This is a genomic window from Gordonia sp. UCD-TK1, assembly GCF_001691435.1.
GTDB lineage: Bacteria > Actinomycetota > Actinomycetes > Mycobacteriales > Mycobacteriaceae > Gordonia > Gordonia hongkongensis.
Window position 1 is genome coordinate 1 of the sequence record NZ_LZMP01000079.1, and the last position, 19,167, is coordinate 19,167.

Consider the following 19,167-nt stretch of genomic DNA (forward strand, 5'->3'; position numbering starts at 1 on the left):
CGGGGGGAGTCACGGGGGGAGTCACTGTGGGGGCATGGACGGATCTGCCGGGCGAGTTCCTCGCCGGGGTCGATCCTGCTTGTCCGGCCGATGCCGACACCGCCACCCATATGCAGCGTCTGGGGTCGATCCGCGCGGGCGAGTCGTATCTGGCGTGGTGCCGCTACCAGACGATCCTGGTGTTGTGCGATCGGCTGTTGACCACCGTCGGCAACAGTTACGTCTCCGACGGTTTCGGTGACATCGTCGCCCGGGTCTCGCGCGAGGCCGGGATCACCCGCTACCGGGCGGGGATGCTGGTCGACGAGGCACTGTGTCTTCGTGATCGGTTGCCGCGGGTGTTGGAGACGTTGCGCGACGGCATCATCGGGCCGCACCAGATCCGCGAGATCATCGGCCGCACGCACCTGGTGTCCGATGATCACCTTCTCGACCCCGACGACCCCGCCAGCCGCCGGATCATCGAGGTGCTCGACGAATCGATCGCCGACCTGCTGCGCTCCCGGTCCGGGTCGTGGTCGACGTCCGGTTTGCGCGACATGATCGACCGTCTGGTCTTCGGCCACGACGCCGACGCCGTCCGGGAACGGCGCCGCGAAGCGCTCGACAAACGCGGGGTGTGGACCGAGAACCACGGTGACGGCACCGGTGAGATCACCGCGGTCATGGCCGCCGAGAACATCCGAGCTTCCGACGCCTCGGTACGGGAGTTGGCCGCATCAGTGTGCGACCGGGATGGCCGCACCCTCGGGGAACGAAAGTCCGACGCCATGTGCGCGTTGCTCACCCGAACAGCGTTCACGTGCGTGTGCGGTCAGTCCGACTGCACCACAACACCTGTCGATCCTGCCGGTGCGGCGGCGGGTACCGAGATCGTGATCCACGTCGTCACCGACGCCGACACCCTGGCCGGGGGGTCCGGACCCGGCTGGGTCGACGGGCACGGAGTGATCTCCGACGAGCATGTGCGTGACCTCGCCGCCCGGCCCGACGCGACGATCAGGCCGGTCACCCCGGTCCGCACACCACCGTCGCATGTCGTCGCCGGCGGCCCAGCCGCGACCGGCGAGGGCGGATACGACGACGACACCACGCGTACGGCGAACATCGCCGCGCCACAGCAGGCTACAGATGACGCCGACACCAACACCAACACCGACGCCGGCGGCGCGGGTGACGCGTCGACGCCCCCGACTTCGGCCTCATCGTCGGCGGAGCCGGTGTCGTCGGAGGTCGTGGTGGTCTACCCGGCTGCCCTGCCTGGTGACCCGTATCGTCCGACAAGTGCGTGCGCGGAGTTCGTGCGGGTGCGCGACGGCTACTGCACCGAGCCGGGTTGCACGCGTTCGGCATTCACCGCCGATGTCGATCACGTCGCCGAGTACGACCACGCCCGGCCGGCACGCGGGGGTGCGACCTCGAGTGAGAACCTCAACGCCAAATGCCGTCCCGGTCATCTCCACAAGACCCACGGTGACTGGACCGATGTGCAGTACCGCGACGACGAGGGCCGCCTGGTCACCGAATACGTCACGCCCGAGGGCTTTGTGATCCCCGGCGAGGCCGAAACCCTCGAAGACCTCTTCCCCAACCTGCGGCGCATCCGGTTCGAACAAGCCGCGAAAGCACCACCGACACCGCGGATCATCGTGCCCGAGCGGCAAGGCAGACAACAGCAAGGCCGACCACCGCGCACGATCACCGAACGCACCGCCGCGAAACACGCGAAGCGGCGAGAAGAACGTGCCCGCAACAAGAAACAACGCGAAGCGAACCTACGCGCCCGGAGCGAAGCAACCCACCATCAAGCGACAACCCACGACGACGAGCCCCCGCCATTCTGACCCGGCGCTCGGCGTGGCCTGTGGCGGCTAACCCCGCGGGTACCCGTTCGTGTCCGCCGGAGCGTCTCCGTGTCCATTGCCGCCCGACCCCTTCGGCGGACGGGTGAGGCGTTTGGGAAGCCGCTCGGCGAGACCGCCGAGCGGTGCGACCGTCTGGTTCAGCAGGTCGACGGTCTCGGCGAGCTCGTGGACCGTTTCCTGCATGGCGAGCAGGTTGGGTCCGAGCTGCCCGATGACCTCGGTGAGCTCGGAGATCCGGTCCAGCGGCCCGCCCGGTGCGATCGCACGCTCGACCGCGCCGTTCTCGCCCAGGAGCTGATCGAGCAGGCCGTCGTCCTCGGCGAGCCGGTCCAGGATGCCTCCCGCGGCGGTCACCTTCTCGAGCACACCGTCGGGCGCGGTCAACTTGTCGACGATGCCGCCCTCGGAGGTGAGGCGCTCGAGGATGCCCTCGTTCTCGGTGAACTGGTCGACCACGCCACCCGGCCGGGTCAACCGGTCCAGCGGTCCACCCTTCGCGGTGAGGCGCACCAGGATGCCTCGTTCCTCGGCGACCTGGTCGAGGAGTCCGCCCTCGGCGGTGAGCTTGTCGAGCGGACCGTTCGGGGCGGTGAGCCGGTCGACGACACCCCCGGGATCGAGCAGTCGCTCCAGCGGACCGCCGTTGGCCAGGATCCTGCCGAACGGCCGCTCGGGGCCGAGTAGTTCGGACAGCTGGTTGAGGAGAGCGAGCGGCGTCCGGAGTGATCCGAGCTCGTCGGCGTCGACGCCCACTGCCAGTGCGATCTCGTTCTGCACGCTCCCAGCCGTGATACGGGCGATGGCGACTGCGGACTCGGCTGCACTGAGCACCACCCCGGTGACCGCGAAACCGAGTCGGAACGGCATCTCGACGAGCGCACGGCCCGCGTCCGCCGTGGCCACCGGTCTACGGTCGACGCGGCGACGGTCGGGTGGCGGCCGATCCGGAAGGGACTCCATGCTTTCCGACCCTAGGCCAACCGACCGGCGTTCGGGGCGAGGGTTCGGTGATTCCGAAGGGCGGTGTCGCTACCGCGCACCGGTCGCCGGTGCCTCTGCCGCCTTGGCGGCCTTCGCCGCCTTCTTGAAGTCGCGGACCTTCTGCAGCGAATCCGGGCCGGTCACGTCGGCCACCGACCGGAACCCCTTCTTGCTGTAGTCGCCGGCGACCTTGGTCCAGCCCGACGGCTTGACGTCGAGCTGCTTGGCGACGAGCGCGACGAAGATCTTTGCCTTCTGGTCGCCGAACCCGGGCAGGGCGCGCAATCGCTTCATCAGGTCCGCGCCGTCGGCGGCCTCGGTCCAGATGCGTGCGGCGTCGCCGCCGTACTCCTCGGCGACGACTTTCGCGAGCGCCTGGACCCGGCCGGCCATCGACCGACCGTAGCGGTGGATGGCCGGGGGAGTGGCACACAGGTCGGCGAACGCCTCGGGGTCGGCGTCGGCGATCTCGACCGGATCCATCGTGCCGAACCGGTCACGGATCTTGGCCGGCCCGGCGAAGGCCCGTTCCATCGGGAACTGCTGGTCGAGGAGCATTCCCGTGAGGAGGGCGAACGAATCGTTCGACAGGAGTTCGTCGGCCGCGGGTTCCTGCGCGATCTGGATCTTCGGCATGGGGTCGATTCTGGCAGACGGCACCCGCGTGCGGCTCTAGACTGCCCCCATGATGAGCGGGGAGAACACGGTCGGCTTCGAGAACGGCAGACGTCGGCGGGGACGCGTCGGAGTGGGAACGGTCGCGACGGTGGCCGGCGCCGTGCTGGCGCTGGCCGTGTCGCTGTTCGGTACTGGAGCCGCCGGGGCCGCACCGGCAGACGACGGGGCGAACTACGTCACCACCCTGCGGTGCGACAGCGTCAACCCGTGGCCGGCAGGCACGGTCAAGGTCCGCGTGGACGTGTTCAACCAGATCCGGCACCCCGCGGACGGACTACCCGGACCCGTCATCGCGCTCATCGGCACCGACCGTGCCCGAGCAGTGGCCCTCGAATACACCTACGAGGTGTCGGTGTCGTGGCGGAACCTGCGGACCGGACGTACCGGCGTCACCACTGTTCCGGGCCGCGGGTACACCATCAAATGGCAGGTCGACATCCATCCGGGCAGCGGTCCCGTCGCCTTCACGATCCGCCAGAAGATCGGTGCGCTGGCCTTCTTACCGATGACCAATCCGAAGTACTCGACCTGCTCGGGCCGCGCGGTCGCCTGACTCACCGGTCGGCGAGTCCGCCGATCAGCAGGTACTGCGCGGTGAAATAGCTTGCGAGCACCCAGGCCTCGCCGGCCACCCGGAGTCGAGGGTCGGTGACCAGGTGTCGTCGATTGATGATCGCGAGGTCGGAGAGCAGGAAGAACCACCCGCCCGCCCGCAAGCGCGGTTGCGGCGTCGGCACGTCCGCCGCCAGCGCCGACATCGTCGCGAGCGTGTTGCCGTACGTCCCCAGAACCGGCAGCAGGGCAGGGCGGTGTCGGCTCAGCACCGTCGCCGACTCGGCGAGAACGCCCACCCGCGGCGCGACGGACCGAACCGTCGGTCGTGCGCCGGCACGCCACATCGCGACCGCGTAGCTCAACTGTGCGCCCGCGAAAGACGTTGCACCCCTGCGGAGAAAACGATCCTTCGTGGCCGGGTCGTCGTGTTCGAATTCCTCCTGCAACATGAACCGGTCGCCGAGCGCGGAGAACCCGACGACGGACGCCAGGGCGACGGTGTCGGCGACCGGGCGGCGTCGTGCTCCGGCGGCCACCCGCGCCGCGAGAAGCGCGATCGGCAGCGGTTTGGTGATCGCGGCGCTGCGTCGATCACCGGCCGACCCGGCGATCGTCGCTGCCGCGGCAGTGGCCGCATAGGCGATCCGGAACGTTCGGTTCACCGCAGGACGCGGGCGACGAACGCGCGGATGTCGGTGTCGGAGAACCGCTTCGACTGGGCACCGTCGAGCGTCAGATAGGTACGCGCCGACACCTTTCTGTCGCCGACCCGGGCGTCGTTGAGGTACTTGAGGGTGAGCGGTACGACGACGGAGGTGTCCTGCAGGGTCTGCGTCATCAGGACCGGACGCTCGAAGCCGCGAGTGGGCAGCTCGGTCGCATTGGTCAGCAGGGCGGTGAGTTCGGTGTTCCCCAATAGCGGTTTGGTGAACAGCGAGCCGATGGCGAGACCGTCCACCTCACGCGCGAACTCGGTGACACACGACGCGGCGGCCTTGGTCAGCCACTTCTTGCCGGTGTCGGTGAGGTAGGCGTCGAGATCGAGGTCGGACTGCGCGTTGCGGATCGCGCTCAGCGTGTACAGCGCGTCGGCGGCCAGCCCGGACGGCATCGCCGCGGACGACGGCCCGAGATTGGCCACGAGCGAACCGAACTGGGCGGGAATCGAACTCGCCGCGGCACCCTTGAAGTCGAGCTTGCCGCCCTGGATGGTCGGGGCCAGTCGGGCCAGCGTGATCGCGGCCGCGGCTCCCTGGCCCTCGCCGACCACTGCCCACGAGCGCGACAGGTTGTCGGCGATGTCCCGAGAGGCGCGCACCGCGTCGACGATGTTGCGGGCAGTGGCCTCGAGATCGTAGTACTGCGGCGTGCCGGGGGTCCCGACACCCGCGTAATCGGTACTGACGACGGCATATCCACGACCGAGCCATCGCTTGAGCTCATCGGTGTCCTCGGCGGTGGGCCGCGACGACGGTGCGCACCGGTCGGCGATGCCGCGCGAACCGTGGGCCCAGGCGACGATCGGCCAACCGCCGGCCGGCGCCCGCCCGCCCGGCACCATCAACACGCCCGAGGACAGATGGGCCTTGCCGTCGGCGCCGGTGCTCCAGTACGTGAAGTCGTTTCCGGACCCGGCGCCCGCGACCGTACGTGCCCGGGGGAGTTCGCGATTGGCGTAGACGGCGCCCGGCGTCTGTCCCGGACCTCGCGTGTCGACGGTGCCCGCATTGTCGTCGGCGGGCGCGCTGTTGTCCGTCGACGACGGTTCGGCCGACGGCTCGGCCACGCCTGGCGTCGATGTTCCCGGAGTCGGTTCGGCCGCGGCCGTCGCCGTCATGCCGACGGCGGCCGGGGCCACGACGATCGTGAGGGCGGCTGCGGCCGCGAGGGCGCGTGCGAGGTGGGCACTCCGTGGTTTCGAAGTGTTGCCGTGGGGGTTCATGTGTCGTCAGTTCGTTCTGTGAGGCGTGACCGGATGTGAAAAGCGTTGTGCGTCAAGCATTGACGATGCCGACGGCAGGTAGGAACCAGCAGTTCTGGGTACCGTTGCTGGCGTTGCCGAAGACTGCCGACAGGATGGTGCCGCTGCCGGTCTTCACCGGTGCCAGCCGGACCCCGGACAGCAGGGGCAGCGCCGTCAGCGCGGTGCGGTCGGTGATCGGGTCGAGATCGGCGAAGCCGCCCTGGAGCGTGCTGGTGTTGAACCAGGCGACCTGCATTGTGCCGCCGCTACCGGCCGTCGGCGAGGCGGGCACGAAAGCGTATGCGGTCTCGCCCTTCTCGACGAGGTTGAGCTTCTCGGGCAGCTTCACGCCGGGGATCATGTCGAGCAGCGGCTTGAGCTGGGTCAGGGGGTCGGTCTTCATCGGCCACGGACCCGCCACGGCGCCTGCTCCGGCGGTGACGAGTCCGAGCGGGTTGTCGGCGGTGGGTGCGGTGCAGAACGGCGACACCGACGGGGTGAGCGTCTGGATGCCGAGCGTGCGCAGCAGGGCGATGGGGTCGGTCGGGGCCGCGACCGGAGTGGCGGCCGACGCGGGTGCGCCTTCGGCGGCCGCGGGGAGCGGGAGAGCTCCCGCACGCCCGGCGATGTCCTCGACCGAGAGTTGTCCGGCGCTCCCCATGATCGTCTGGGCGGCCTGCACGGCGATCTGGTCGACACCCGCGGCCTTGAGCAGACGTACCGCCCCGGCCAGCTCGGCGTCGAACGGGATCGACAGCGCGCCGAGCAGGTTGGCGGGGATGAGGGGCTCGGCCGTCGCCGGCGCCGAGGTGGCGGTGAGGGTGGCCGCCGCGATCGCCACACCCATGAGACCGGCGCCGCAGCGCTGGATCGCGCGGCTGCGAGTGACGCGACGCGGAGCGTCGGAACGCGTGAACCGAGACGTGAGGGACATGGCTCTCCTTGGGGCAACCGGCTGTGACGGCCGAGCACCCGCCACTYGTGGCGGGTGTGACAGATGGGACTCGAGTTACAAGAGACCACGAAGACTCGGAACCCGGCAAGTCGCGAGTCCGACCTGTGACATGGGCGCGATCCGCGAGAGACCGAAACCGCGGCGAACTGCGGGTTCAGTGCCCTTGAGCACGGTCTCGGACCGCCGCACAGAGGCCGACCACCGCCGGCACGCTCAGCTCGCGCCGCCGATTCCCTTGCCGATCAACACGACTCCGATGACCAGGATCAGCACCGCCATCACGGTCGCGTTGTTCGCCAGCAGCCACGACTTGAGGCGGTCGAGCGGTTCGCGCAGGCGGGCCGCGGCGAGCTGGTAGCCCACGACCGGGACCACGACCGAGGTCGAGGCCAGGAGTGCGAAGACCGCCACCGCGATCACGTCCTGCGGCATCGACAGCGCACCCGAGGCGATCGAGACACCCGCCGCCGCGCAGAGAACGAGATTCTTCGGATTGATCGCCGCCAGCCCGAACGCGATACCCGTGGCGGTCACCGGACGCATCTCGTCGATGGCCGACATCCATTTCGGCGTCGCTGACTCCGCGTGCCGGGAACGCCACTGACGCAACCCCACGGCGAGCAGGACGACACCGAGCGCGATCTTCACCCAACCGGTGCTCGACGACGATTCGTCGAGGTCGACGGCGCTTCCGAGGGCCACGAAGACGGCCACCGCGACGACGATGCCGACGAGCCAGCCGATCGCGAAACCGATACTCGTCGTGCGCGCATGGCGTCCCAGGAGCATGAGGATCGCCGCGATGATCGGAATCGGCGACACCGCGACACCGACCACAAGGGGTAACAACTCACCGAGCACGGGTCCCATCGAGAACTCCTCACGACATGGTGCCGACAGATGACGTTTGTACGCCATGAGAGTGGCGAATGTCGGACTGTTTGCGTGACGGACGGTCTTGATATGTCTTGCATGCCATTTCGCGTTCTGTTCGGCCGATGTTCACGTGATCTGCCGCGCCTTCCGATAGTGGCGCCCTGAGCGCAGGTCCTCTCACGACGAAGGCACCCCGGCTGCGAGCCGGGGTGCCTTCGTCGTGAGAGGAGAAAGAGATCAGATGATCGCGAGCCCGATCACCGGGACGATGGTGCAGGAGACGACCTGCCCCTTCGTCTTCGTGGTGACGTTGCCGTGGATCGCCGAGATGACGCGGCCCTTGCCGGTTCGCGAGATACCGGTGAAAGTGCCGGGGCCTTCCTTCACGTTGATCTTCGGGTTGCGCTTGAGCGTCGTGGTACCCGTGCGACCGGTGTCGACGTTGAACCAGCTGACCGTGAGCGGCGCGGCCTTGTTGTCGATCGCCGGACCCGTGCCGAGCGAGGTGTAGACGTAACCGGCCTCCCCGCGCTTGGGACCGGGGGCCGGTGCCTCCTGCGGTCCGGCGGTGACCAGGGCGCGACCGAGCGAACCGCCGCCGGGGATGCAGCCGAGGCCGAAGGTCGGGTAGAGGAATTCCTGGATCTTCGGGGCGTTCGGGCCCTGCGGGATCTCGGGATCGCCGGGCTTGCGCTCGGCGGCGAGCTGACGCGCGGCCTGCTTGCGGCCGGGTTCGCCGAGGAAGTCGGCGATCGAGCGCCAGATCTTGCTCACCTCAGCCGGCATACCGGGGGTGTCGGCGAACGACTGGGCCTGGCGGAGCAGGTCGACCGAGACCTTGCCGTCGGGTCCGGGCGTCGCCACGGAGCCGATGATCGCGGGAGCGAACGCGCCGAGCGACTCCAGCACGCGCTGGTCGACCTTCGGGGTTGGGGCGGCCTGCGCGGCCATCGGCATCGCGAGTGAGGTCGCCGCCGCGAGCGCCGACACGGCGACGAGGAGTCGACGGGTCCGGAGTCGACGCGGGGCATGGCCGGATCGCAACCTCAGTGGCCGGGAGAAACGCACTGGTGTGTCCTAACGGTCGTGGCGCCGATGATCAGTCGATCAGCGCCTCGCGGGTCGTGTCATCCGCCCGGGTGTCGGGTAGCGGACAGCCCATCCTCTCACCCGGGTCGTCGCGGGTCATTCTAAGCCCCCCGTGGGTTCCACTGTCCAGACCGCCGGCCTGTTACGGGTGGGGTTGTTGTGGTAATTGATGCAATTGTTATCGAAGTGACGTCGGGGCGGTTGGATCGTACGGACAGGCGGCAACCTGGTTGGATGAGGAGAATCGGGGATCGGGGACGGTCGAACAGGAGTCTGAAGTGACAGAGCTGCGCGCTGACGCGTCGGGTCGCCCACGCGGGAGGTCGCGACTGACGCGACTGGTGGTCGGTGCGGCCGCCGTCATTCTCGCCGCGACGTCGGCGAGTGCGTGTGCCGACGACTCGTCGTCGGGCGCCGAGGTCACGCTGCTCACCCACGATTCCTTCGAACTGCCGGAGTCGGTGATCGACGAGTTCCGCCAGGAGACCGGACTGACCCTGAAGATCGTGAAGTCCGGGGACGCCGGACAATTGGCGTCGACGGTGTCACTGACCCCGGGTGCGCCCAAGGGAGACGCGGTCTTCGGCATCGACAACACCTTCGCCTCGCGTCCGATCGACGCCGGCGCCCTGGAGTCCTATGAGTCGCCCGCCGCGGCTGACGGTGCCGCCGATTTCGCGGTGCCCGGCGCGGAGGGGCAGCTCACGGCTGTCGACCGCGGGGATGTGTGCCTCAACATCGACGACGGCTGGTTCGAATCCAGGTCTCTGACCCCGCCGGCGAGCTTCCGCGACCTGACCCGCCCGGAATTCGCCTCGCTCACCGCGGTGACCGACCCGGCGACCTCCTCGCCGGGCACGGCGTTCCTGCTCACCACCGTCGGTGCGCTCGGAAACGGCTGGCAGGACTACTGGAAGCAGGTCGTCGGCGGCGGCGCGACCATCGTCTCGGGCTGGGAGGTCGCCTACAACCAGCTTTTCACCGCCGGAGAGGGCCGTGGCGACAAACCCATCGTGCTGTCCTACGCCTCGTCGCCGGCGGCGACGCCCGGGACGAGCGCGCTGCTCGACAGCTGCTTCCCGCAGGTGGAGTACATCGGCATCCTGAAGGGCACCCGGAACTCGACCGGCGCCCGCAGGCTCGTCGATTTCATGCTGAGTCCCACTGTGCAGAAAGAACTCCCGAACTCGATGTACGTCTACCCGGTGCAGCGCGACACCCCGCTGCCCGAGGGATGGCCGGCGCGCGCGGAGGTGCCCACCTGGATGTCGTCGTTGCCGCCCGCCACGATCGCGGAGAACCGCGAGATGTGGCTCGACCAGTGGCGTGCCGCGGTCGGCCGGTGACGACTCGGTGACCCCGGCCGGGACAGTGGTGACCCGGGTGGCCCGGGCCGCCGGACCGGTTGCGCTGTGGGTGGTCCCGGCGCTGTTCGTAGTGGTGCTGTTCGCCTGGCCGGTGATCGCGCTCGTCCGGCGCGCCGTCACGATCGCCCGTGACTCCGGGGTGGGCCTGATCGAACTGCTCGACCGTACCGACGCCCTGGGGCTTCTGGGCGTCACCCTGGGCCAGGCGGCCGCCTCGACGGTCCTGGCGCTCGTCGCCGCCGCACCCATCGCGTGGTTGTTCGCCCGGGTCCGCGGGACCACCGCGGTCGTGCTCGCCGTCGTGGTGACCGTGCCATTCGTGCTGCCGACGGTCGTCGTCGGTGTCGCCTTCCGTTCTCTGCTGTCCGGCCCATTGGCGTTCCTGCACATCGAATCCGGGCTGCCGGCCGTGCTCGCGGCGCACATGTTCATCAACATCGCCGTCGTCGTCCGCGTCGTCGGCGCGGCCTGGCGCAACCTCGACCCGCGGCTGCTCGAGGCGGCACGGTCGCTCGGGGCGGGCCGGATTCGGGCGACCATGACCGTGGTCGTGCCGCGCCTGGTGCCCGCCACGGCGTCGGCGGCCGCGCTGATCTTCCTGTTCTGTTCCACCAGTTTCGGCGTCGTGATCATTCTCGGCGCCGGGGAGCTGCGGACCCTGGAGACCGAGATCTACACGCAGGCCATCGGATACTTCCGGATTCCCGAGGCGGTCGCGCTGTCGATGCTGCAGATCGTGGTGGTCATGGCGGCGCTGCTGCTGACGCGGGTGTTCGCCGATCCGGCGAGCCGCGGATCGGGTGGCGGCGCCCGGCGGGCCGAACGGAACCGCAGGGTCGCCGGCGGCCGCTGGACGCGGCCGGTGGTCTGGGTGGTGGGGGCGTGGACAGCAGTCCTCCTCGTCGGACCGGTCCTGGTGCTGATGGTGCGGTCGGTCCGGCCGGTCGCCCACGGCGACTGGACCCTCGCCGGCTACCGCGCACTGGCCGAACCCGTCAACGGGGTGACACCCCTGGAGAGCCTGCGCTATTCGCTGGTGACCGCCACCGCGGCGACCGCCATCGCCCTGGTGGTCGGTACGCTCGCCGCCGTCGCGCTGCATCGCGCGCACGGAGTCGTCGGGGCGATCGGCTCGGCCGTCTCGCTCATCCCGCTCGGGATCAGTGCTGTCACACTCGGATTCGGCTACCTCATCGTGCTGGCGTCGTTGCCGTACGAGATCGCCGCATCGCCCGCGGTCATCCCACTGGTCCAGGCCCTCATCGCGATTCCGGTGGTCATCCGCATCATGATGCCCGCACTCGAGTCGGTGCCGGTCCGGTTGCGGCATGCCGCGGCGACGTTGGGAGCCACGCCGTTTCGCGTCTTCGCGACCGTCGACCTGCCGATCGTCGGAAGGTCGATGGGGGCTGCCGGTGGGTTCGCCTTCGTCATGGCCCTGGGCGAGTTCGGCGCGACGAGCTTCCTTGCCCGCGCGGACACGACCACCCTTCCGGTACTCATCGGGTCCGCTCTGAACCGCCCGGGCGCCGAGAACCTGGCCACCGCCATGGCGGCCTCGGTGGTCCTCGTCATCGCGACGGTCGTCGCAGTCGTCGTGGTCGAGGCGTTCCGGCCCCGCTCGGAGGTGCCGCTGCTGTGACCACACAGAGTTCATTGGAGATCTCCGACCTCACGGTCGCGTACGGCGGCGAGACCGTCATCGACGGTCTGTCGTGGCGGCTCGGGGGAGAAGGGTCGCTGGTGACCGCGATCCTGGGCCCGTCGGGGTGCGGCAAGTCGACCCTGATCCGGACGATCGCCGGACTCGAGTCGCCGGTCGGTGGAACGGTGCGGTTCGGCGGAGTCGACCTCGCCGGCGTCGAGGTCCATCGGCGGGACTTCGGGGTCGTCTTCCAGGACGGGCAACTGTTCGGTGGGCGCAGTGTCGCGTCGAACGTCGCGTACGGGCTGAAGGTGCGGCGCTGGTCGCGCCGCGCCATCGCCGATCGCGTCGCCGAGATGCTCGACGTCGTCGGACTCACCGGCTACGACAAGCGTCTCGTGGAAACCCTGTCGGGCGGCCAGGCCCAACGGGTCGCGCTCGCGCGTGCCATGGCCCCGCGTCCGCGTCTGCTGTTGCTCGACGAGCCGCTCGCCGCGCTCGACCGGCGGTTTAGAGACGAATTGGCCGTGGAGATCTCGGAGATCGTGCGAGCGGCCGGCGTGCCGACGATGGTGGTGACCCACGACCACGCCGAGGCGGCCACCATGGCCGACGAGATCGCGGTCATGCGGGACGGGGTGATGATCCAGACCGACGTTCCGGCGGCGCTGTGGCGACACCCGGTCGACGAGTGGACCGCGCGTTTCCTCGGCGCCACGACCGTCGTCGACGCGCAGGTCCGCTCGGGCGTCGCGCAGACCATCCTCGGTGAGATGCCGCTGGATCGTCCCGACGGTTCGTGCCGGCTCGGCCTGCGGCCCGAGTCGGTGGCGATCGGACCCACGCCGTCCGATGCGCCGGAGAGGCCGGGAACGACGGCGACCGTCGTGCTCGTCGCCGAACTCCCGGCCGGGCCGCGCGTGCGCATCGACACCCCGGTCGGCGAGATCGATGCGGTCACCGACGCCTTCGTCGCGATCGGCGACCGGATGCGGGTGCGTCTGGTGCCGGAACGGGTCGCGGTGATCGGGTCGTGACGCCGCGTGGGCCGGCGAGGCGGTCGTCGTGCCGGTGACACGACGGGACCTGCTGGTCCCGCCGGGACTGATGGTCGTCGGAGCGACGTCGATGTATCTCGGCGCGGCCGTCGCCGTCGGCCTGTTCGACGTCATCTCCCCGGCCGCCGTCGCGTGGTTGCGGATCGCCGGGGCCGCGCTGGTGTTGCTGCTGTGGGTGCGACCGGCCCGGACGGCCTGGCGTTGGGAGCGATTGCGCCTCGCCGGATGCTTCGGGCTGATCACCGCCGGGATGAACATCGCCTTCTACGAGGCGCTCGCGCATCTGCCCCTGGGCACGACCGTCGCCCTGGAGTTCCTGGGCCCGATCGTGGTGGCCGCCTTGGGTTCTGCGACGCGTCGCGATGTCGCCGCACTCGTCCTGGCGGCTGTCGGCGTGGTCCTGATCGCCGATGTCCGGTGGTCGGGAACGGCGATCGGCGTCGTCCTGGCGCTGACCGCGGCCGCCTGCTGGGCGGGGTACATCGTCCTGGGCAAACGGGTCGCGGCGCGAGGCACGGGCGTCGAGGATCTGGCGACCGGCTTCGCGGTGGCCGCGTTGCTCACCGCGCCGCTCGCGTGGTGGGTGGCCGACGCGGTACGCGCGGGGGCCGCGCTGCCGGTGGTCCTGGCCCAGGGGTTGCTGCTCGGCATCGCGTCGACCGCGGTGCCCTACGCACTCGACCAGATCGTGCTGCGGCGGGTCGGCCAGGCAAGGTTCGCGATCCTGCTCGCGCTGCTGCCGGTGACGGCGTCGGTGATCGGGTTGCTCGCGCTGGCGCAGGTGCCGCGGCCCCTCGAAGCGGTAGGGATCGCGCTCGTCGCGGTGGCGGTGGCCGTGCGATCGGTCGACGACGACAGCCGGTCCGACGATCGCGAGGCGGAGATGCCGCCGGGGTGACCGCGAATCAGGCGGCGCGCGCCTTCTTCAGTGCTTTGTGCAGCTCTTTCTTCGACATGTCGGAGGTGTCGAGCTTGCGCATCCGGTGAATGACCACCGGGCAGCGAACACAGCGCGTCGAACTCTTGCAACACTTCTTCTTGGGCTTCAGAGAGCCCACCTTGGTCGGGTCGACCTTGCCCATACGGCGAGGTTAGCAGACCCTAACTACAACTCTTGTGGGTGCTGTGATCGCGGTCTCACCGCCCGAGCCGATAGTCTGTGACGTTGAATCCCTAGGTGATCTGCTCCCCGCGCCGGTCAGAGCCGTTCGGCTGCGAACGTTCCAGACGTTCGGCAGTGACCCGGACGCCGGCCGCCGCTGCCGGTCCCCAACCACACGAAAGAGAGCCAGTGAGCGCTGTCCCCACCTTCCGCAACGTCGCGATCGTCGCGCACGTCGACCACGGAAAGACCACACTCGTCGACGCCATGCTGCGCCAGTCCGGCGTCTTCGGCGAGCGCGCCGAGGTCGTCGACCGGGTGATGGACTCCGGTGACCTCGAACGTGAAAAGGGCATCACCATCCTCGCCAAGAACACCGCGGTCCACCGGCGCCAGCCGGACGGCACCGAGGTCGTCATCAACGTCATCGACACCCCCGGCCACGCCGACTTCGGCGGTGAGGTCGAGCGCGGCCTGTCGATGGTCGACGGCGTGGTCCTGCTCGTCGACGCCTCCGAGGGCCCGCTGCCGCAGACGCGCTTCGTGCTCCGCAAGGCGCTGGCCGCCGAGCTGCCGGTGATCGTCGTCGTGAACAAGACCGACCGTCCGGATGCCCGCATCCAGGAGGTCGTCGACGAGACGCAGGATCTGCTCCTCGACCTCGCCTCCGACCTGGACGAGGAGGCCGCGAAGGCCGCCGAACTCGTCCTCGAGCTCCCGGTGCTCTACGCCTCGGGCCGCGCCGGTGTCTGCAGCACCGAGCAGCCGGCCGACGGCGAGATCCCGGCGGGGGAGAACCTCGACTCCTTCTTCGACGTCCTGCTCGAACACGTCCCGGCGCCCAAGGGTGACCCGGACGCGCCGCTGCAGGCACACGTCACCAACCTCGACGCGTCGGCCTTCCTCGGCCGTCTCGCGCTCGTCCGCATCCACAACGGAACCCTCCGCAAGGGCCAGCAGGTGTCCTGGTGCCGCGAGGTCGACGGTGAAGCGGTCGTCGAGCGCGCCAAGATCACCGAGCTCCTCGCCACCGTCGGAGTCGACCGGGCGCCCGCCGAGTCCGCATCGGCCGGTGACATCGTGGCCGTCGCCGGTATGCCGGAGATCATGATCGGCGACACCCTCGCCGACCTGGAGAACCCGCAGCCGCTGCCGCGCATCACCGTCGACGAGCCGGCGATCTCGGTCACCATCGGCACCAACTCGTCGCCGCTGGCGGGCCGGGTGTCGGGCCACAAACTGACCGCCCGCATGGTCAAGCAGCGTCTGGACACCGAGCTGATCGGCAACGTGTCGCTGCGCGTGCTCGACATCGGCCGGCCCGACGCCTGGGAGGTGCAGGGACGTGGCGAGCTCGCCCTGGCCATCCTCGTCGAGCAGATGCGTCGTGAGGGCTTCGAGCTGACCGTCGGCAAGCCGCAGGTCGTCACCCGCAAGGTGGACGGCAAGGTCCAGGAGCCGTTCGAGCATCTGACCGTCGACGTGCCCGAGGAGTACCTCGGCGCGGTGACCCAGTTGCTCGCCGCCCGCAAGGGCCGTATGGAGCAGATGAACAACCACGGCACCGGCTGGGTCCGCATGGAGTTCATCGTGCCCTCGCGCGGCCTCATCGGGTTCCGCACCGACTTCCTCACCGAAACCCGGGGCACCGGCATCGCCAACGCGGTGTTCCAGGGTTACGACGCCTGGGCGGGCGAGATCCGGGCCCGCCACACGGGTTCGCTCGTCAGCGACCGGTCGGGAACGGTCACCCCGTTCGCGATGATCCAGCTCGCCGACCGCGGCACGTTCTTCGTCAACCCGGGCGACGACTCGTACGAGGGCCACGTCGTGGGGATCAACCCGCGCCAGGAGGATCTCGACATCAACGTCACCCGTGAGAAGAAGCTGACCAACATGCGTCAGTCCTCGGCCGACGTGATGGAGACCCTCGCAAAGCCGATGCAACTCGACCTCGAGGGCGCCATGGAATTCTGCGCCGCCGACGAGTGTGTCGAGGTCACCCCGGAGGTCGTGCGAGTGCGTAAGGTGCACCTCGACTCGACGACGCGCGCCCGTGAGCGCTCGCGGGCCAAGTCCCGGGATGCCGCCGTCAGCTGAGTGTCGATGGCGCTCCGGCGCCGCATTACGGTGGCGGGCGCGTCCGACGGACCGAGAAGCTTCTTCGTCATGGGGGTATCCGAGGTGAATCGCGCGAGACCACGACCGGGCCGCGAGGCCGCGAACCGGGTCCGTGGGCGGTTGCTCGGCATGCTCTCGTGCAGCGTCGCCCTGCTCGTGGTGCTGACCGCCTGCATGTCGGATCCGCCGCCCCCGGTCCGCGACACCGGGCCACCGCCGACCCCGACCGAGTACCCGGTGGAGAAGACGATCTACATCGCCACCGACTCGGTCGGATCGGGCTTCAACCCGCACATCGCCGCCGACCAGAATCCGGTGACCACGGCGGTCGCGGCGATGACGCTGCCCAGCGCGTTCGCGCCGGTCCAGACCCCGGGCGGGACGGTGTGGGAACTGCAGCGCTCGTTCGTCACCTCCGCTGAGGTGACGTCGCGGGCGCCGTTCACCGTGACCTACCGCATCCACACCGACGCCCAGTGGTCCGACGGCCTGCCGGTGACGGGCGACGACTTCAACTTCCTGTGGCAGCAGATGTCCCGGCAGCCCAACGTCGTGGCACCGGCCGGCTACCGGCTCATCGACTCGGTGCAGTCCCGGGAGGGCGGCAAGGTCGTCGAGGTGCGGTTCGAGTCGCCGTACCCCGCGTGGCGAGAGCTGTTCACCGGATTGCTGCCCAGTCACGTGCTCAAGGGTGCGCCGGCCGGCTTCCAGACCGGGATGGACACCGGCAAGCCGGTTTCGGCCGGGCCCTACGCGATCGTGGGGATCGACAAGACCCGCGACGAGGTCCGCCTCGCCCGCAACGACCGGTATTGGGTCACCCCGCCCCGGTTGGATCAGATCGTCCTCCGCCGCGCCGGCACATCGGCCCAGATGCTCGACTCCGTACGATCCGGCGACTCGGCCATCGTGGCCCTCGGCGCCTCGCCGGCCACCGACGCGGAACTGACCGCGCTGCCCGGTCTCGAGACCGCCCGCAGCCTGACGTCGCGGTCACTCGGTGTCAGCGTGAACGCCCGCACCGACGCGATGAGCTCGGTGGAGGTCCGGCGCGCGATCCTCGGGTTGGTCGATCCGCGACTGACCACCTTCGCCGGTGCCGGCGACTGGGTCGTCGAACCGTTCGCGAACACCGTCTTCGCGCCGTCGGATCCGGGCTATTCACCGGTCGACCGCCCGCGCCTCGGGGCGGCCGAGGTCGACGCCCTGCTCGGCGCTGCCGGTTACCGCCGCGCCGCGCCCGAGCCCGTCGGCTCGGCATCCCCGGTGCCGTCGGCGTCGTCGTCGGAGCCCTCCTCGGTGTCGCCGTCGTCCCCGTCCGGGTCCACGCCCGCGTCCGAGGCGCCGTCCGCCGGCGGGTCGGCGACGCCCGGGGTGAGCGAGACCCCGACCGAGGGTCTGGTCGAGGTACCGGAACTGCCCGAGGGAATCCTGCCGTTCCAGCGCGACGGGCAGGACCTCATCGTCCGTGTCGGTGCGGTCGCCGGCGATCCGCGGACCACGTCGGCCGCGTCGAGCATCGTCGACCAGCTCCGAGGTGCAGGGGTGCGCGCTCAGGTCGTGACGCTGCCCAACAGCGAGCTGTACGGGTCGGCGCTCACCAACCAGCGCGTCGACCTGGTCGTCGGGTGGTCGGGGCTCGGCGTGCCGCCGGCGTCGTCGCTCGCGTCGCAGGTCGACTGCAACCAGCCCAAGCCCGGTACCGAACCGTCGCCCGCGACGCCGCCGACGCCCACCAGCATCGCGCCGAGCGGTGGCGATCCTGGGGACAGCTATGCCAGCAACGTGTCCGGGTTGTGTGACCCGCGGCTCATCGAGCTCGCGCGCACCGCACTCTCCGAGGACGACCCGATCCCGACGCTGAACGAGGCCGAGCCGCTCCTCGCCGCGCAGGCGATCTACCGGCCGCTGTACCAGGACTCGATGGTCGTGGGCACCACGTCCGCGGTGCGCGACGTCCCGCTCACCGGACCCATCCAGGTCTCGATCTTCGGGACCGCGGTCGATTGGGAGCTGACGTGACCGGTGTCCCGGCGGATCGCCGGCTGCTGCTCGTCCACGCCCATCCCGACGACGAGACGATCATGACCGGCGGCACCATCGCCCGGTACCTTGCCGAGGGCGTCGACGTGCGGGTGCTGACCTTCACGCTCGGGGAGGAGGGCGAGGTGATCGGCGACGAGTGGGCGCAGCTGGTCGCCGACGGCGGCGCCGACCAGCTCGGCGGGTTCCGGGTACTCGAACTCACGCGGGCACTGGCCGAGCTCAGTCCCGCCGGCCGTCCCGCGTTGCGGCCGCGATTCCTCGGCGGTGCGGGCCGATGGCGGGACTCCGGGATGGCCGGCGCCCCGTCCGCGAACCACCCGCGCGCACTCGTGCGGGCACCGTTCGACGAGCCCGTCGAGGCGTTGGTCGACGTGCTCACCGACTTCGCACCCCAGGTGGTCGTCAGCTACGACGCCTCGGGTACGTACGGCCATCCCGATCACAAACTGGTGCACGAGGTCACGACGGCCGCGGTCGCCCGCGCCCGGGAAGTCGGTCCGGGCCCGGACAAGATCTACGAATCGGTGACCGAACGCAGCGCACTGGACTCCGGGCTCGCCGGTGTCGCCGCGGTACCCGACGGCTGGCGGATGCCCCGCGACGGTGAGCTGCCGAGCTATCCCGACGCCGACATCACCACCGAGATCGACATCAGCGCGTACCTCCCACGAAAGGTGGCCGCCCTGGCCGCCCACGCCACACAGGTGACCGTCGCGGCGTCCGGAACCGAATACGCGCTGTCGAACAGCATCCTGCAGCCGATCGCCCGCGCCGAGCATTTCATCCTCACCGAACCAGAGCGTCACGAGTCCCTCGGTGCCACGGACACGCGCGAGTCGGACCTGTTCGCCGGGATCGACTGACTC

17 protein-coding genes are annotated in these 19,167 nt (G+C 69.8%); 9 read left to right on the forward strand and 8 right to left on the reverse strand.

Features of this window, described 5'->3' with window-relative positions:
• The first annotated feature begins 26 nt into the window (after positions 1–26).
• On the forward strand, positions 27–1,844 hold the full coding sequence (locus A9310_RS23345) for an HNH endonuclease signature motif containing protein (RefSeq protein WP_065632622.1): 1,818 nt from the start codon (positions 27–29) through the stop codon (positions 1,842–1,844).
• A gap of 27 nt (positions 1,845–1,871) precedes the next feature.
• Here A9310_RS23345 and A9310_RS23350 read toward each other — a convergent pair whose 3' ends face one another.
• Positions 1,872–2,732, reverse strand: a complete 861-nt coding sequence (locus tag A9310_RS23350; protein WP_226514265.1) for a hypothetical protein — start codon at positions 2,730–2,732, stop codon at positions 1,872–1,874.
• 162 nt (positions 2,733–2,894) lie between these two features.
• Complete coding sequence (locus A9310_RS23355) at positions 2,895–3,482, reverse strand: HhH-GPD-type base excision DNA repair protein (RefSeq protein WP_065632624.1); 588 nt, start codon at positions 3,480–3,482, stop codon at positions 2,895–2,897.
• 49 nt (positions 3,483–3,531) lie between these two features.
• Between A9310_RS23355 and A9310_RS23360 the strand changes: the two genes are divergently transcribed.
• Positions 3,532–4,077, forward strand: a complete 546-nt coding sequence (locus A9310_RS23360; protein WP_083207512.1) for a hypothetical protein — start codon at positions 3,532–3,534, stop codon at positions 4,075–4,077.
• Position 4,078: 1 nt separating this feature from the next.
• Here the strand turns inward: A9310_RS23360 and A9310_RS23365 are convergent, their stop codons facing one another.
• The 5 genes from A9310_RS23365 to A9310_RS23385 form a co-directional block, all read right to left on the reverse strand.
• Positions 4,079–4,741, reverse strand: coding sequence for a lysoplasmalogenase family protein (locus tag A9310_RS23365; RefSeq protein WP_065632625.1), 663 nt, complete (start codon positions 4,739–4,741; stop codon positions 4,079–4,081).
• Complete coding sequence (locus A9310_RS23370) at positions 4,738–6,021, reverse strand: lipase family protein (protein ID WP_065632626.1); 1,284 nt, start codon at positions 6,019–6,021, stop codon at positions 4,738–4,740. The genes A9310_RS23365 and A9310_RS23370 overlap by 4 nt, the downstream gene beginning before the upstream one ends.
• Before the next feature lie 52 nt (positions 6,022–6,073).
• A complete protein-coding gene (locus tag A9310_RS23375) occupies positions 6,074–6,976 on the reverse strand; it encodes a hypothetical protein (protein WP_065632627.1) in 903 nt (300 codons plus the stop codon).
• 234 nt (positions 6,977–7,210) lie between these two features.
• A complete protein-coding gene (locus A9310_RS23380; protein ID WP_065632734.1) occupies positions 7,211–7,867 on the reverse strand; it encodes a GAP family protein in 657 nt (218 codons plus the stop codon).
• A gap of 243 nt (positions 7,868–8,110) precedes the next feature.
• A complete protein-coding gene (locus tag A9310_RS23385; RefSeq protein WP_065632628.1) occupies positions 8,111–8,941 on the reverse strand; it encodes a hypothetical protein in 831 nt (276 codons plus the stop codon).
• A gap of 299 nt (positions 8,942–9,240) precedes the next feature.
• Here A9310_RS23385 and A9310_RS23390 point away from each other — a divergent pair, with 299 nt between their 5' ends.
• The 4 genes from A9310_RS23390 (at position 9,241) to A9310_RS23405 (ending at position 13,930) form a co-directional block, all read left to right on the forward strand.
• Positions 9,241–10,308 carry a thiamine ABC transporter substrate binding subunit gene (locus A9310_RS23390; RefSeq protein WP_065632629.1) on the forward strand — a complete coding sequence of 356 codons (1,068 nt, stop codon included), beginning with the start codon at positions 9,241–9,243 and terminating at the stop codon, positions 10,306–10,308.
• 7 nt (positions 10,309–10,315) lie between these two features.
• Positions 10,316–11,971, forward strand: a complete 1,656-nt coding sequence (locus A9310_RS23395; RefSeq protein WP_065632735.1) for an iron ABC transporter permease — start codon at positions 10,316–10,318, stop codon at positions 11,969–11,971.
• Positions 11,968–13,011 (forward strand): ABC transporter ATP-binding protein, encoded by a 1,044-nt coding sequence (locus tag A9310_RS23400; protein ID WP_065632630.1) that lies wholly within the window; start codon positions 11,968–11,970, stop codon positions 13,009–13,011. The genes A9310_RS23395 and A9310_RS23400 overlap by 4 nt, the downstream gene beginning before the upstream one ends.
• A 70-nt stretch (positions 13,012–13,081) precedes the next feature.
• Positions 13,082–13,930 (forward strand): DMT family transporter, encoded by an 849-nt coding sequence (locus A9310_RS23405; protein ID WP_065632736.1) that lies wholly within the window; start codon positions 13,082–13,084, stop codon positions 13,928–13,930.
• 7 nt (positions 13,931–13,937) lie between these two features.
• Here A9310_RS23405 and A9310_RS26085 read toward each other — a convergent pair whose 3' ends face one another.
• Positions 13,938–14,114, reverse strand: coding sequence for a hypothetical protein (locus A9310_RS26085; protein WP_091344396.1), 177 nt, complete (start codon positions 14,112–14,114; stop codon positions 13,938–13,940).
• 209 nt (positions 14,115–14,323) lie between these two features.
• On the opposite strand from A9310_RS26085, the gene typA reads away from it, so the two are divergent.
• The 3 genes from typA to mshB all read left to right on the forward strand — a co-directional run bounded on the left by typA (position 14,324) and on the right by mshB (position 19,164).
• Positions 14,324–16,234 carry a translational GTPase TypA gene (gene typA, locus A9310_RS23410; RefSeq protein ID WP_058252521.1) on the forward strand — a complete coding sequence of 637 codons (1,911 nt, stop codon included), beginning with the start codon at positions 14,324–14,326 and terminating at the stop codon, positions 16,232–16,234.
• 69 nt (positions 16,235–16,303) lie between these two features.
• Entirely contained in the window at positions 16,304–18,277 is a 1,974-nt protein-coding gene (locus tag A9310_RS23415; RefSeq protein WP_065632737.1) for an ABC transporter family substrate-binding protein, read from the forward strand.
• Entirely contained in the window at positions 18,274–19,164 is an 891-nt protein-coding gene (gene mshB, locus A9310_RS23420; RefSeq protein WP_065632631.1) for an N-acetyl-1-D-myo-inositol-2-amino-2-deoxy-alpha-D-glucopyranoside deacetylase, read from the forward strand. The genes A9310_RS23415 and mshB overlap by 4 nt, the downstream gene beginning before the upstream one ends.
• Positions 19,165–19,167: the final 3 nt, after the last annotated feature.